This is a genomic window from Arthrobacter sp. SLBN-122 (assembly GCF_006715165.1).
In the GTDB taxonomy this organism is placed as follows: Bacteria; Actinomycetota; Actinomycetes; order Actinomycetales; family Micrococcaceae; genus Arthrobacter.
This window is the reverse complement of sequence record NZ_VFMS01000001.1, coordinates 831640-845386: the sequence shown is the minus strand read 5'-3', so window position 1 is coordinate 845386 and position 13747 is coordinate 831640. Positions and strand designations below refer to the sequence as shown.

General features: G+C 65.2%; 14 protein-coding genes and 1 riboswitch. Of the genes, 5 read left to right on the top strand and 9 right to left on the bottom strand.

The window, feature by feature from the left end; translation table 11 throughout:
* Position 1: 1 nt before the first annotated feature.
* The 5 genes from FBY36_RS03955 to FBY36_RS03935 form a co-directional block, all read right to left on the bottom strand.
* The gene (locus FBY36_RS03955) at positions 2-1432 is read right to left on the bottom strand and encodes an APC family permease (protein WP_142117438.1); all 1431 of its coding nucleotides are present in this window, start codon (positions 1430-1432) and stop codon (positions 2-4) included.
* A gap of 55 nt (positions 1433-1487) precedes the next feature.
* A riboswitch (glycine riboswitch) is annotated at positions 1488-1592 on the bottom strand.
* Between the two features lie 242 nt (positions 1593-1834).
* Entirely contained in the window at positions 1835-3010 is a 1176-nt protein-coding gene (locus tag FBY36_RS03950; protein WP_142117437.1) for an alpha-hydroxy acid oxidase, read from the bottom strand.
* A 23-nt stretch (positions 3011-3033) separates the two neighbouring features.
* Positions 3034-3798: an amino acid ABC transporter ATP-binding protein gene (locus FBY36_RS03945; RefSeq protein ID WP_142117436.1), complete on the bottom strand. Its 765-nt coding sequence runs from the start codon at positions 3796-3798 to the stop codon at positions 3034-3036.
* Positions 3795-4757, bottom strand: coding sequence for an amino acid ABC transporter permease (locus FBY36_RS03940; protein ID WP_142117435.1), 963 nt, complete (start codon positions 4755-4757; stop codon positions 3795-3797). The genes FBY36_RS03945 and FBY36_RS03940 overlap by 4 nt, the downstream gene beginning before the upstream one ends.
* Before the next feature lie 4 nt (positions 4758-4761).
* Positions 4762-5676 (bottom strand): ABC transporter substrate-binding protein, encoded by a 915-nt coding sequence (locus FBY36_RS03935; RefSeq protein WP_142117434.1) that lies wholly within the window; start codon positions 5674-5676, stop codon positions 4762-4764.
* A gap of 200 nt (positions 5677-5876) precedes the next feature.
* Here FBY36_RS03935 and FBY36_RS03930 point away from each other — a divergent pair, with 200 nt between their 5' ends.
* Together FBY36_RS03930 and FBY36_RS03925 are read left to right on the top strand one after the other, a co-directional pair.
* Positions 5877-6578, top strand: a complete 702-nt coding sequence (locus tag FBY36_RS03930; protein ID WP_142117433.1) for a GntR family transcriptional regulator — start codon at positions 5877-5879, stop codon at positions 6576-6578.
* 210 nt (positions 6579-6788) lie between these two features.
* A complete protein-coding gene (locus tag FBY36_RS03925; RefSeq protein WP_142117432.1) occupies positions 6789-7175 on the top strand; it encodes a hypothetical protein in 387 nt (128 codons plus the stop codon).
* On the opposite strand, the gene FBY36_RS03920 is transcribed toward FBY36_RS03925, so the two are convergent.
* The 4 genes from FBY36_RS03920 to FBY36_RS03905 form a co-directional block, all read right to left on the bottom strand.
* Complete coding sequence (locus FBY36_RS03920) at positions 7172-8077, bottom strand: multidrug DMT transporter permease (protein ID WP_235008708.1); 906 nt, start codon at positions 8075-8077, stop codon at positions 7172-7174. The genes FBY36_RS03925 and FBY36_RS03920 overlap by 4 nt on opposite strands.
* A 43-nt stretch (positions 8078-8120) precedes the next feature.
* On the bottom strand, positions 8121-8624 hold the full coding sequence (locus FBY36_RS03915) for a DUF1772 domain-containing protein (RefSeq protein WP_142117430.1): 504 nt from the start codon (positions 8622-8624) through the stop codon (positions 8121-8123).
* 83 nt (positions 8625-8707) lie between these two features.
* Positions 8708-9283, bottom strand: a complete 576-nt coding sequence (locus tag FBY36_RS03910) for an SRPBCC family protein (protein ID WP_142117429.1) — start codon at positions 9281-9283, stop codon at positions 8708-8710.
* A 129-nt stretch (positions 9284-9412) separates the two neighbouring features.
* Positions 9413-9598 (bottom strand): hypothetical protein, encoded by a 186-nt coding sequence (locus FBY36_RS03905; RefSeq protein WP_142117428.1) that lies wholly within the window; start codon positions 9596-9598, stop codon positions 9413-9415.
* 121 nt (positions 9599-9719) lie between these two features.
* Here FBY36_RS03905 and FBY36_RS03900 point away from each other — a divergent pair, with 121 nt between their 5' ends.
* The 3 genes from FBY36_RS03900 to FBY36_RS20655 all read left to right on the top strand — a co-directional run bounded on the left by FBY36_RS03900 (position 9720) and on the right by FBY36_RS20655 (position 13546).
* On the top strand, positions 9720-10391 hold the full coding sequence (locus FBY36_RS03900; RefSeq protein ID WP_142117427.1) for a peptidoglycan-binding protein: 672 nt from the start codon (positions 9720-9722) through the stop codon (positions 10389-10391).
* A 5-nt stretch (positions 10392-10396) separates the two neighbouring features.
* Positions 10397-12859 (top strand): hypothetical protein, encoded by a 2463-nt coding sequence (locus tag FBY36_RS03895; protein WP_142117426.1) that lies wholly within the window; start codon positions 10397-10399, stop codon positions 12857-12859.
* Between the two features lie 147 nt (positions 12860-13006).
* Positions 13007-13546 (top strand): hypothetical protein, encoded by a 540-nt coding sequence (locus tag FBY36_RS20655; protein WP_200830428.1) that lies wholly within the window; start codon positions 13007-13009, stop codon positions 13544-13546.
* Positions 13547-13747 lie beyond the last annotated feature (201 nt).

The window sequence follows — 13747 nt, the reverse complement described above, 5'->3', positions numbered from 1 at the left end:
TCTACTTGACCTCCACTGCTTCAGGTTCCCCTGCCGCCGTCGTAACCGGTACTTCCCTGCCGCCCATCCGCCCAGTCTTGTACAGGACTGCGGCGACGGCGATCCCTACCACCAGCCACAACAGGCCGAGCAGCTGGGCACCCGTACGCGCGTTGTAGATCACCGACGCCAGGATCAGGACCCCCGCCAGGGGAAAGACGAGGTGGACGAACCAGCGGCGGGACTTCAGCTTGAAGATGAACCACCAGATGACTGCGACATTGAGGACCAGGAAGGCGGTGAGCGCTCCGAAGTTCACCAGTGCCGAGATGGCCACCAGCCCGTCGGGCAGGATGGTGAGGTAGATGCCGAGCACCAGCGAGATGATCGCGACGACGAAGGTTGCGTTGACAGGGACGCGGTGCTTTGCGCTGATCTTGCTCAGGAAACGGGGCAGCTGCCGGTCCCGGGCCATCGCGAACAGGAGGCGGGACGTGGCCGCCTGGGCCACCAGTGCGTTGGCGAAGCCCCAAGCGACGGCGGTTGCCGCCGCAGTGAGGACGAACATGAAGGGGCCACCGGCGTTGGCTGCCGCCTCATAGAAGGCGGTTCCGGCGGGGTCGCCGTTCTCGAGGAGGCCTGCGGGGTCCTCGACGAGCATGGAAGCAACCCAGGTCTGGACCACGAACAGCACACCCACCATGGCAAGCGCGGCGATCATGGACCGGCCCAGGGACTTGCTGCTGCCGCTGTTTTCCTCCGCCAGCGTGGAAATCCCGTCGAAGCCGAGGAAAGACAGTACAGCGATCGACGCCGCGCCAAAGAGCAACGGGAGCGAGAAGGTGCTGGAGTTGAAGAAGGCGTCAAAGCTGAAACCGCGGCCCTTGCCCTGGGCCAAAGCCACAAGGCCGACGACCAGGAAGATGGCCAGTACCACGAGTTCCAGGACCAGCATGATCTTGTTGACCTTGGCGGTGAACTGGATGCCCATGTAGTTGATCACCGTGTTCAGCACGACGAAGGCCACCAGCCATACCCACACGGGCAGGTCGGGGATGATGCCGTTCATGGCGATGGCTGCAGCTAAGTACAGCAGGCAGGGGATGAGGAGGTAATCGAGCAGGATCATCCAGCCGGCCACGAAGCCGACCGGCTTTCCGATGCCACGGCCGACATACGTGTAGACGGAGCCCGACATGGGGAACGCCTGGGCCATCTGGGCATACGAATTGGCCGAAAACATCATGGCGAAGAGGGCCACGATGTAGGCAAGCGGGGCCATTCCGCCGGAGTCGTGGAAGACGCCGCCGAAAATGGCGAACGGGGCGATGGGGACCATGAAGATCAATCCGTAGATCATCAGGTCACTGAAGGTGAGTGTCCTTTTCAGTTCCTGGGTGTACCCAAACTGTTCAATGCCAGGTGATGCCGTCCCGGCAGGTGTGGTGGACATAGAGAATCTCCAAGGGTGTGGAGGGCGCGGGGGAGCGCCGGAATATGTTGGGTGTCCTCCCCGCTCTGTTTTTTTGGCCTGAGAGATTCCCGGAACAGGTTCCGGTTGCACCGTCGGCGAGTCATCCAGCTGAACTGGGACTCTTTCCAGAGTTGCCTAACCATGGCGGTGCGGGGCCTGAGAGATTCCTGGGGAGGATTTGCTCCTACGGCGCTTTCCGCGGGTTGATGTTCCGGAAAGCTCTCCCGCCATGCGTCAAGGGCGGTAATTCGTTGTGACCTGAGTAACATATCCTATAGGAAACGCTAAGGCAACATACGATTCCGACTCCCCCTCAGAAGGATCCGGGACGCCGAACTGCCCGCCCCTCAGGTGAGAGACGGGCAGTTTGTCGTGCCGGTTTTAGACGAGCAGGCTCTCCGGTAAGGAGGCTGGGCTCGTCTTCGCGAAGATGCTGCTGTTCAGGTCGGCGACCGAAGCCTTGCCGACAAATCCCATGGCCCCCTTGAACTCCTCCTGGAGGATGCCGAATACCCGGTCCACCGCCGGTTCCCCGCCAGTGGCTAGGGCGTAGGCGAACGGACGTCCGGCAAGTACAGCTTTGGCGCCCAGCGCCACTGCCTTGACCATGTCGTGGCCACGCCGCACGCCGCCGTCGAGATAAATCTCCGCCCGTCCGCCCACTGCCTCAACAATGGACGGCAGCACGTCGATGGTGGCGGGCTGGGAGTCGAACTGCCGGCCGCCGTGGTTGGAGACGAAAATGCCGTCCGCCCCCTCATCCACCGCCCGGGCTGCGTCCTCGGCGTCCATGATGCCCTTGATCACCAGGTTCCCCTTCCACTCGGAGCGCAGCCTGGCGAAGTCCTCCCAGCTGGCGCCCGGGTTCTTGTTGGACGCCATCCAGTTGTTCATCTCGTCCATGCGCAGCGGGCGGCCGTTGATCTGGTAGTTCCCGTACGTCATCTTCCGGCCGGTTAGCCACCGCCACAGCCAGACGGGGCGGGTGGCGGCATTGAAGTAGTCCGCGACCGGCGGGCGCGGCGGCATGGACAGGCCATGGTGCAGGTCCCGCTCCCGCTTGCTGGAAGACCCCACATCGCCTGCCACCACCAGCGTCTCAACCCCCACAGCACGTGCCCGGTTGATGTAGCTGGCAGTTTCCGCCGGATCCTTCCAGAACGCGATCTGCGCCCACAGATTGTTCGGCGCCACCTTGGCCACCTCTTCGAGTGAGCAGCCGGCCCAGGCGCTGTGGATGAAGATCGACCCTGCCCTGACCGCGGCCCTGGCGACGGCAGGATCCGAACCCGGGTGGAAGATGGTGAGCATTCCCATGGGTGCCACCATCAGGGGCATCGCCAGGGAATGGCCCAGCACGGTGGTGGACGTGTTCAGACCCCGCAGGTCCACCATGGACCGCTGGCGAAGCATCAGGGCATCGAAACGGTCTTCATTGGCGCGCATGGTGGTTTCGTCCAGCGCGCCGCCCTCCAAATAGTCCGAAATCATTTTCGGAAGCTGCTTGCGGGAGGCCTTGCGGTAGTCCTCAACGCTGACAATCCATTTGTTTTTCAAGAGTCCTGCTCCAATGTGAAGGTCTAAATTACTTTCGCCAGGAATTGTTTGGTGCGCTCATGCTGGGGGTCGCTCAGGACAGTCCGTGGGTCGCCCTGCTCCACGATGCCGCCGCCGTCCATGAAGATCAGGTGGTCGCCAACTTCGCGGGCGAAGCCGATCTCGTGGGTCACCACGATCATGGTCATCCCGCCGTCCGCGAGCTTGCGCATCACGTCCAGCACCTCGCCCACGAGCTCCGGGTCCAGGGCCGATGTGGGCTCATCGAACAGCATCAGCCGTGGCTCCATGGCCAGTGCCCTGGCGATGGCCACGCGCTGCTGCTGGCCGCCGGAAAGGGACGCAGGGTAGGCGTGGACCTTCTCGGAGAGCCCCACCCGCTCCAGGAGGATCCGGGCCCGGTCCTGCACGGCCTTGCGGTTCTCCTTCCTCACCCTGACCGGCGCCTCGCAGATGTTCTCCAGCACCGTCATGTGCGGGAAAAGGTTGAAGCTCTGGAAAACCATGCCGATGTTCTCGCGCATTTTCGCCGCCTCGGCGTTGTTCTGCGCGTGCAGCCGGCCTTTCCTGATCTTCACGCCAACCGGCTGTCCCTCCACAAGGATGTACCCGCCGTCGAGCGTTTCCAGCTGGTTGATGCAGCGGAGGAACGTCGACTTGCCGGAGCCTGACGGCCCGATGATGCAGGTAACGCTGCCCTTGGGGATAGTCAGGTCAATGCCTTTGAGGACCTCCAGGTCGCCGAAGCTCTTGGTGACTCCCTGTGCTTCGATCATCACGTTGGTCATGGCCGGGCCTCCAGTGGTGGGGTGGGGGAGTTCACGGCCTTGGGCTTGCGGGGCCGCCGGGTGCTGCGCCCAGAGGTGATTCCGCCCCGGTTGAAGTGCCGTTCAATGAAGTACTGCCCCAGGCTCAGGATGCTGGTGACCAGCAGATACCACATGCTTGCAGCGATCAGCAGCGGAATGGTCTTGAAGTTGGCGCTGTAGACCAGCTGCGCAGAGTAGAGCAGCTCGGGGAAGGCCAGGACGCTCACCAGCGATGTGGTCTTCAGCATGGAGATGGTCTGGTTGCCCGTAGGCGGGATGATGATCTTCATCGCCTGCGGCAGCACAATCCGGGAAAGGATGGCGAACCGCCGCATGCCCAGGGCCGTGGCCGCCTCCGTCTGCCCGCGGTTGACGCTGAGGAGCCCGGCTCGGACGATCTCCGACATGTAGGCGCCTTCATTCAGGCCCAAGCCCAGGATCGCCGCCATGAACGGTGTGATGAGCACGTTGGCGTCCACCGAGAAGAACTCGGGTCCGAACGGCACACCCACCGCAATCCGTGGGTAGATGGCGGCGATGAAACCCCAGAAGAGGAGTTGGACGAACACCGGCACCCCGCGGAATAGCCAGACCAGGAACGCGGCAGTTCCGGCGACGATGACATTCGGCGCGAGTCTGGCCAGCGCCAGCAGGACGCCGACGACGATTCCCACGGCCATGGAGATCGCCGTCAGTCCCAGCGTCCGGAGGAGGCCGGTGAAGAGCCTTTCCGAGGCAAACCATGCGAACACCACGTTCCACTCGAAGCGCGGATTGGTGATCAGGGAGTAACTGACCAGGAAGATCGCGAAGAGGACGATCGCCGCCGTCAGCCACAACCCTCCGTGGCGCTGGTGGGGACGGCCCTGGAGAAGCTGGCGGTCCAGCCCGTCCCCGGCTGATGCCTTGGCGTCAGTCTGCGTGGCTGTGTTGGCCATGTGGCTACTGCGCCTTGTTGAAGGCGAAGTCAGAGATTGCACCGCTGCCCACGCCCCACTTGTCGAGGATTTCCTTGTACTTCCCGCTCTTGGCAAGGGACTCCATGCCGAGCTGGACGGCCTTCTCCAGGCCGGCGCCCTTCTTGAAACCGATGCTGACCGGGGAGACGTCCTTCTCGCCCAGCAGTTCGATCTGGCCGCCCTGCTTGATGGCGTAGCCCAGGGTGGGTCCGTCGATGTAGACGGCATCGATCCGGCCGGCGGTCAGCGCGAGGTTGGGGGCCTGCATGTCCGGGTAGGTCATGGCCTCAATGGCTGGATTGCCCGCGGCCGTGCAGGCCTGGGACAGGGCGGGGAGGCGCTTGAGGTCCTGGAAGGACCCCTTCAGCACGCCCACCCGCTTGCCGCAGAGTGAGTCCAGCGTCAGATGCTGCGGGTTGCCGGGAGCCACGCCAATGCCACTGCCTGACTGGTAGTAGTCGACGAAATCGAGCACTTTCATGCGTTCGGTCGAGGGCGACATCTGGGATACGGCCATGTCGAACTTGCCGGCAGCAATACCGGGGATGATGCCGTCGAACGGGCCGCTCTTGACCTCCGTTTTCAGGCCGAGCGTCTGCCCCAAGGCCATGGCGATTTCAGGGTCCACACCTTGAATGGTGGTTCCGTCCGCGGCCATGAAGTGCAGCGGCGGGGAGCTCTGGCTCATGGTGACGGTCAGGGTCCCCTTGTCCTTGGCTTCTTTGGGGAGGGCTGCCGCGGCGGCGTCGTCGACTTTGACGGCCTCCGCGGAACCGGTGGATTTAGGAGCGCCAGACTGGGCCGAGCTGGTCATTTCCGGGTTGGAGCAGCCGGCGAGAAGGACGCTTGCCATGGAAACTGCGGCGACGGCTACCAACATCGATCGAAACTGAATCATCTACACGCCTTCGGATTGGGGGAGGAGGGTGATGGGAGAGCTGTGTTACAGATCACTTTGCTGTCCGGTATCATGTACCGTACATCATGCACGATCTTCTGCAAACACCCTTTCTGCGTTGTTTGCTTTGTGACGGGGCGCTGGTGAAAGCAGTGCTGACGCCGCATTCGACTGCCCGAAGATTCACATAGGATTCCGAAATGAACGCCGCTTCGCCTGAAGAAGAAGTCCTGATCCCCGGCCGGCCCATGCTGGTGGACCAGGTGTTTGAGGCCATCCTGTCCCTGTTGCTGGACGACAAGATCTCCACCGGGTCGCCGTTGAGCATTGACGGTCTGGCCAAGCGCTTCAAGGTGTCTTCAACCCCCGTGAGGGAAGCCCTGGCACGCCTGGAAACCACAGGCATGGTCAGGCGCGAAGCCCTGCGGGGATACAAGGTGGCGCCGGAACCCACGGCCAGCGACATCGCCGCGCTGCTGACCTCCCGGCAGATTCTTGAACCCGCCTGCACCAACATTGCCGCCGGTAATTCAACCGAGGAGTTGGTGGCGGACCTGGAAGGCTTCCACCGTGACCTTGAGGCGTCCCGTCGGGGCGGTGACACGTTTGCCGGCTACCGCGCCTACTGGAAGGCGGACGAGAACTTTCACCGGCGGATCGTGGAGGCCACGGACAACGAGTTCCTGCTAAGGGCCTACTCCTCCATCGAGGGAAGTATCCAACGGTTCCGGCTCATGGTCCACAACGACATGAGCGGCGACCATACCGTGCAGGAACACCAAGCAATCATTGAAGCCATCAAGGCGGGCGACCCGGAGGCGGCCACTGCGGCAATGAGCCGCCATATCGAGGGCATCAAATCCCGTTCGCTGAGCCTCTCGAAGTTCGGCCAGCAGGGCTGAAGTCCGCGCCGCCTGCGTCATGCCGGTTGGCGGGCGGCACCCCCGGTGCCTAGCGGTTGCAACCCAGGTGCCGCCGTCGTACTTCTCACCGCCAAACCGCAGCGTCCGATGCCCTTTGCTCCGTGCTCATGAATAGTGCGGAGTGCTGGGAACGGCGGAAGTGCGGCGACAGGTCATACCGGAGCGTGGAGAGCCGATTATGCTCGAACCATGGAGATGCATGATGCTCCGGCGAAGCCTCTTTCTGCCGGCAAACTGGGGTTTTGGCAGCAGCGGGCGTGGATGTGGGTTGTTGCCGCGGGGCTGGACGTGTACATCCTTGGTTTCGTCATCGGATTGCAGCCATCCGGTCCTCTTTGCGGCAGCCCGTTGTTTCCGAACAGCCGCGCTGCTGAACAGCTCGACTTTGCGCAAGGCGGAGTCGGGGCGGCTGCCACCTGCTACCGGACCATCGATGCCGATTCCGTACCTGTCTGGATCCTCATGGCCGTGGGAATCAGCCTGGTCCTGACGGGAGTGGTGGTCCGCATAGTCCGGATCCGGCTTTTCGGCGGCTCCTCCAGTTCCGAGAAGGCCGGCCAGGCGCGGCAGAGCTAACCCGCGGTGACGGGTTTCTTGACCGTGGCGAGCAGGATGACCCCGGCCACGGCGGTGGCACCTGACAACAGGAACAGGACGATAGCCAGCGGGGGAGCTGCATCGGCTTCGCCGAGGATGGTGATGCCGATAGCCACGGCCACCAGCGGATCGATGACGGTCAGGCCGGCGACCACCAGCTCGGGGGAGCCACGGGTGTGGGCGTTCTGGACCAGGAAGCTGCCGCCCAGGGCGGCAATGAGCAGTCCCGCCAGGCACGTCAGGGACAGCCACTCGAAGTCGCCCTGGAACAGCCGTGCGATGACGGTCTTGGCCAGGGCCGCGACGAAGCCGAACAGGATGCCGGCTCCGGCCGTGAAGACCACCGCGTGCGAGCGGTGGCGCCACAACAGATAGGCCGCGGCCACGCAGACCAGGACCACGGCGAGGACGATCAGGATGGTGACCAGGTGCCGGTCGCTGATCTCCACGTCCTCCGCGGACAGCGCCGCCACGGCAACGAACACACCCACCCCGCCCACGCACAAGGCGACGGCAGTGAGGGCCCGGCCCCCGGGGGACTTGCGGGTCATCCGGGCGGTGGCCAACGTGGTGACCACCAGGGCGATCGCGCCGATGGGCTGCACCACGATCAGGGGCGAGAACCGGAGGCTGGTGAGCTGGAGGAGGATCGCGGCACCCAGCATCGCGGTCCCGGCCAGCCATACCGGTTTCCGCATCAGGGCGTGCAGGCGTCCGCCGCCCATGCTGCCGGCCGCCCGCCCGGCTGCGGCCGGCTGGTCGCCCACGGCCCGGTGCTGGAACAGCGTTCCCAGGGCGAGCAGGACCGCGCCGACGGCGGCGATCGGAATCCCCAGCCAGTGGTAGGACGTCAGTGCGGACACAGCCGCAGCCTGGATCATGATCAGACCCTGCGCCGCTGGCGACGAGCCGGGGTTGCAGTGGTCATCGGCTTCTCAGCCGGATGGTCCGGGCACGGTGGATGGCGGTCAGCGCAACGGCACTGGCTGCCAGCCTGACGGCGTGGACGTTATACCAACGCCTTAGCAACGGCTCCCGTTGGTCTTCGGCCAGCGGTTCCGGGCTGAAGAATAACTTGGGATTGAGCGAGCGGAGGACGTAAACGGTGGCGGCAGCACCTGTGACGGAACCGGCGGCGGCTGCCGTCAGCCAGGTTCTGGTGAGCGGATCGTGCCATCCGGCCGCGAGGGCGCCGACGGCGGCCGGGGCATTGATCGGAGCGAGCGGTGCGTAATACCGCCCCGGGCTGCCCGCGCCAAAGGGGGACCGGGGAAGCTCCTTGCTTGCCTGGGAGGCCGCGACGCGGTGCGGCACTTTGACCAGCAGCTCGTACAGGTTTCCAAAGAACCAGTGCGCGTGGCTGAACTCCGCAACGTCAAGGAGCCGGTCGGTGAGCAGATCGCGACGCGGCGAGGAAGTCAGTCCCATGCCCACAATGTACTCCCGTCCGTGAAGGCGCCGTAGCCTCGCTTAGAGGCCAGCCCGGACCCGCCTCCCCGCCAAGTGACCTGTCAAAGGGGGAGATGGGCAGTCTTCCGCCGCCGTCGCTGGCTGACAAAGGTGGGACCCGCCGGCTGCGGGATGCCGGCGAGCTCGGCGCCGGGACGCCGTCGTCGTAATTCCAGCGCAAGGGCCTCCTGCCCGCGCGCCATCGCCCAGCGGTGATTCGCTGCGAAGACGGGCTTGAGTAGCCAGCCCAGCCGCCGCAGGAGTGGTTTTGACGCGCTGACCCGCCAGTCATAGGTGACAACTGTTTCCGGCCCGTCCTGCTGGAAGGTCCAGCGCCCGGTGCCGCTTAGGTCGCCCTGGGCGGAGAGGGCAAGCCCTTGTTCGGTGATGGGCTCGGTGACGGTGAGCTTCCACTTGAGGGTGTATGGCAGCCAGCCCTTGGTGTGAAGGAAGAATGCCTTTCCAACGCCGCCATGGCCGCCTGACTCCAAAGGCAGGACTGACAGGTAGACGGATGGCCACCAGCGGGCCAGTGAACCCGCATCGCCCAAAACGTCCATAACCTCGTGCGGGGTCCCGGCCACCCGCCAGACGGTCCGGAATTCGTAGCCGTTTTTGCCTTTGGAATTGCCGTCCATTGCCGCCTCCACGCACGGATTATTGATTCACCGTACGCATGGTCCGGCACGTAATCAACGGGCGCTTTCCTATGCAGGGGCAGGAAAGACCTACGGCGTTATCGCCACATGTGCTTCTTAGAAGATTCTTCAGTCTGTGGTGAGGAATAGAAGGACTAAGGCCGCACTCATGGCGATTCCCACCCACATGCTGATCCAGGTCGCCTTCTTGTACCGCCCGGACTTGCCCCGCCCGTCCGCCGTCAGCCATTGGTCGAACAGCACCATCGAGGCCACGAAGACCGCGGCAGAAATAGACAAGAAGACGAACGGCATGGCGAAGGAACTCTCTGGAGGACAATCGACACTTCGTAAAACAACTAATCATGCTTACTATTATGTGGCGCGGGCTGCCCGCTGGGGGCAGAGCACCCGCGCCGCACCGGAGGTCTCAGCCATGGACAACGAAATGCGTCCCCTCACCGATGAAGAACTGATGTCGGAGCACGCCACCGCCCTGCCGGACAAGGAAGTGGCGTCCGTCCTGGACCTGAACGCGGACCTGGACCTGGGCATCAACGCCGCAGCACCCATCGACCTCGCCGTCGCCGCCAACGCCAACGTGGCCGCACCCATCGATGCCGCCGCCTCGGCCAACATCCTGTCCTTCGGCTCCGACGCGCAGGCACTCTCCAGCCAGGACGCCGTGATCGACCAGGGCATCACGGCCGACGCCAACGCCGACTCCACCCAGGACAGCGTCATCGGCCAGGGCGACGACACGGCTGACGCTGGCACTACCGACGCCGGAACTACGGACGGAACGGCAGGTGCGGTAACAGATCCCACCAGCACCGGCGGACTCACGGACACCGCCGGTGTCCTGAACGGCAATCTGCTGAACGTGGACGTCAACCTGGACGCCGACGCCGCCATCGCCGCCCCCATCAACGGTGCCGTGGCCGCCAACGCCAACGTGGCTGCCCCCATCGATGCTGCCGTGGCCGCCAACATCGGCTCCATCGACAGCCAGGCGTACGCCATCTCGGACCAAAGCGCCACCATCACCCAGCACGTCGACGGCGAAGCCAACGCCACCGCTGGCCAGCAGTCCGACCTGCAGCAGTAACCAAGATGACCCACGCCCACGGCGGGCCGCCTCCTGAGGCGGGCCCGCCGTCGTCACGCGCCACCCTTGCCCAGGATCCGCCGGGCAGCAGCATTACGACGGCGGGAGCCCACCTTCCTGCGCGGGCCGACGGTGTGCAGCTGCTCGGCCCGGCCGAGGGGTCCGGCTACCGGACGCCGCCCGCCCTGGTGCGGCGTGCCGACGGCCAGACCCTCCAGCTGACCCCGCTGCTGTACCTGGTGCTGGAGGCTGCCGATGGGACGCGCGGCCTGGAGGACATCGCCCGCCATGCCAGCGAGGGGTTTGGGCGGCTGGTCAGCGCGGAGAACGTCCGTACGCTGATCGACTCGCAGCTGCTGCCCATGGGCCTGCTCCGGCTCGCCGACGGCACCCAGCCGGAGGTGAAGAAGGCCAACCCGCTGCTGGGCCTGCGGTTCCGCTACATCGTGTCCGATCCCGACCGCACCCGCCGGATCACCGCACCCTTCGCCGTGCTGTTCAACCCGCTGATCGTGGTGGCCGTGACGGCCGCGTTCCTGGCGGCCTGTTGGTGGGTGCTTCTGGTCAAGGGCCTGGGCTCGGCCACGCACGAGGCCTTCGAACAGCCAGCCCTGCTGCTGCTGATCCTCGCCGTCACCATCCTCTCTGCCGGTTTCCACGAGTTCGGCCACGCGGCCGCCACCCGCAAGGGCGGGGCAACGCCAGGGGCCATGGGCGCCGGGATCTACCTGCTGTGGCCGGCGTTCTTCACGGACGTGACCGATTCCTACCGGCTGGGCCGCGGCGGCAGGATCCGCACCGACCTGGGCGGGCTGTACTTCAACGCCATGGTGGCCGTGGCCATCATGGGACTGTGGTGGGCCACCGGCTTTGACGCACTGCTGCTGGTGGTGGTCACGCAGATCCTGCAGATGGTCCGCCAGCTGATCCCGCTGGTGAAGTACGACGGCTACCACATCCTGGCCGACGCCACCGGCGTGCCCGACCTGTTCCAGCGGATCAAACCCACCCTCCTGGGGATCCTGCCCTGGCGGTGGGGAAACCCGGAGAGCAAGGTGCTGAAGCCGTGGGCGCGCGCCGTGGTCACGGCCTGGGTCCTGGTCACCGTGCCGGTGCTGCTGTTCAGCATGGTGATGATGGTGCTGTCCCTGCCGCGGCTCTTGGCCACCGGCTGGGCCAGCGTAGGCAAGCAGCAGGAAATGCTGGCGGCGAGCCTGTCGTCAGGGGACTTCGTGGGCGTGGCCGTGCGGGCGCTGGCCATTGTGGTGGTGGCGGTGCCGGTCCTGGGCCTGATCTACATCGTGGTGCGGCTGCTGCGGCAGCTGGTCACCGGCCTGTGGCACAAGACCCGCGACAAGCTTGGCCAGAGGATTGTCGCGATGGGTGCCGTGGCGGCCCTGCTCGCGGGGCTGGCCTGGGCATGGTGGCCCGACGGCGGGACGTACCGGCCGGTGCAGGCGTACGAACGCGGGACCCTGGGTGACGCCACCCGGGCTGTTTTGCCCAAGCGCGACGGCGGTGCGTTGCGCCAGGGGAGTGCCGGGCGGACGGTCGCGTTGTGGCCCGCGGGCTCCAGCAAACCGACGCGGGAGAACCCGCAGTTGAGCATGGTGCTGGTGCCGGTCGAGTCCGGTGCCTCATCAAAGGGCGGCGCTGCCTCTTCCGGCACTGTTGGTTCCGGTGCTGCGGGGCCGTCCTGGGTCTTCCCCTTCGACCGGCCGGCTGCGCCGGAGGGCGACGGGAACCAGGCGCTCGCCGTCAATACCACCGACGGCTCGGTGACGTACAGCGTGGCGTTCGCGCTGGTGTGGGCCGAGGACGGAGACGCAGTCACCACCACCAACGAGGCCTACGCCTTTGCCAGCTGCGCCGGTTGCGCGGCGGTGGCTGTCGGGTTCCAGGTGGTCCTGGTGGTGGGCCAGACGGATGTCATCGTGCCGCAAAACCTCTCCGCGGCGGCCAACTATAACTGCCTGGACTGCCTGGCCTACGCCCTGGCCAGCCAGCTGGTGCTCACCCTCGACGGGCCCTTGGACGGGGACAGTAAGCAGCAGCTGGAAGGGCTGTGGGCGCAGATCGCCGAGTACGGCAGGAACATCCAGGACGTGCCGCTCTCTGACATCCAGGCCACGCTGGACGGGTACAAGGAGCAGATTACTGCCATCATCAAGGGCAGCTCCGGGACAAGATCCTCCGGGCCGTCCTCCGGTCCGACATCCCCGGCATCCGCTGACCCCGCCCCGGGCTCCACCCCGTCCGGTTCGCAGGCCGAGCCCACCGCCCCTGCCCAGGCAACCGAGCCGGCCGGTGCACCCGCCCCGGCCACGACCCAGGAGCCCACAGCCCCGGCGGGACAGTATGTGGAAGGCGGGCAGCCGACGTCGTCCGTTGTTTATCCCACGCCCGAACCCACCATGGATTCCGGGGGAGGGGAGACCCCGGCACCAACAGCCGTCACCGCGCAATGAGGGACGATTTGCGGAATTTCCGCACTTCCCCTTGTTATCCAGACGTGATGCTAAGTACCCTTACCATATTGTTAGGCGGCAGGGCAGTAGTCCCGGGCCGCAGCTCTTGGGGGATCGTTGCCGCGTTGGAAGGCGAAGGTGGAACCCATGCCCGGAAGCCAGGAATTGCCCTCCATGGGCTCGGCGGACCTCTACATCCTGCCGCTACAGCTGCAGGCAATGGAGATTATTGACGAGATCCTCAGCAGCGCGGTTCCAGGTGAAGCCGGCGTCCGGGAGTCGCTCAGGCGCCATGTGGCCGACTATCCCGGCCAGCCGGAGAAGGCCTTGCTGCTGCACATGCTCACCGTCGGTCGGTTGAATCAGGACGATGAGGACATTCCCCACAAAGGGGCATACCACCCGAAGGAATACCGGAAACCAGTGGACTGTGACATCACCCAGGAACTGGAAGCGCGTTCCCTGAGCGCCCGCTTCAAGCAAGCCGGCTGCACCGTTTGGGAACTCTGGCTGCGCTACTACAGCCTGGGTGGTGAAGCCACCGAACAGGCAGTCGCCGCCCAGCTGCGTGGAGAGCTGGCCCTTCCTGACCTCCAGCAGCAAGTGCTCGGCATGGCGCTCAGCGAACTACGCGCGGACGAGACGGCGGCTATCGGCATCCACCCAAGCCCGTGGAGCCTGCTTTAACCTGCTGGGCGGGCCGATGGGGGCATACCCGGGCTCCCTGGCAGACCCGGGGGATCTGATTGGGTAGGCGGAGGCGCATAAGAGGTAGCGGTTACCCTTATGGCCGGCTTGGCGGCCCGGGTACGGTAGCTCCTGCCGGAGAGTCCCGTGCTGGCGGGATTCCCATTCTGGGCCATCGGCTGGGAGCCCGTTGCGCCCGCC

Bases quoted from the DNA above. Each gene is read 5' to 3' on its own strand.
- FBY36_RS03955 (WP_142117438.1), bottom strand. From the start codon at position 1,432: ATGTCCACCACACCTGCCGGGACGGCATCACCTGGCATTGAACAGTTT.
- FBY36_RS03945 (WP_142117436.1), bottom strand. From the start codon at position 3,798: ATGACCAACGTGATGATCGAAGCACAGGGAGTCACCAAGAGCTTCGGC.
- FBY36_RS03940 (WP_142117435.1), bottom strand. From the start codon at position 4,757: ATGGCCAACACAGCCACGCAGACTGACGCCAAGGCATCAGCCGGGGAC.
- FBY36_RS03935 (WP_142117434.1), bottom strand. From the start codon at position 5,676: ATGATTCAGTTTCGATCGATGTTGGTAGCCGTCGCCGCAGTTTCCATG.
- FBY36_RS03930 (WP_142117433.1), top strand. From the start codon at position 5,877: ATGAACGCCGCTTCGCCTGAAGAAGAAGTCCTGATCCCCGGCCGGCCC.
- FBY36_RS03925 (WP_142117432.1), top strand. From the start codon at position 6,789: ATGGAGATGCATGATGCTCCGGCGAAGCCTCTTTCTGCCGGCAAACTG.
- FBY36_RS03920 (WP_235008708.1), bottom strand. From the start codon at position 8,077: ATGATCCAGGCTGCGGCTGTGTCCGCACTGACGTCCTACCACTGGCTG.
- FBY36_RS03915 (WP_142117430.1), bottom strand. From the start codon at position 8,624: ATGGGACTGACTTCCTCGCCGCGTCGCGATCTGCTCACCGACCGGCTC.
- FBY36_RS03910 (WP_142117429.1), bottom strand. From the start codon at position 9,283: ATGGACGGCAATTCCAAAGGCAAAAACGGCTACGAATTCCGGACCGTC.
- FBY36_RS03905 (WP_142117428.1), bottom strand. From the start codon at position 9,598: ATGCCGTTCGTCTTCTTGTCTATTTCTGCCGCGGTCTTCGTGGCCTCG.
- FBY36_RS03900 (WP_142117427.1), top strand. From the start codon at position 9,720: ATGGACAACGAAATGCGTCCCCTCACCGATGAAGAACTGATGTCGGAG.
- FBY36_RS03895 (WP_142117426.1), top strand. From the start codon at position 10,397: ATGACCCACGCCCACGGCGGGCCGCCTCCTGAGGCGGGCCCGCCGTCG.
- FBY36_RS20655 (WP_200830428.1), top strand. From the start codon at position 13,007: ATGCCCGGAAGCCAGGAATTGCCCTCCATGGGCTCGGCGGACCTCTAC.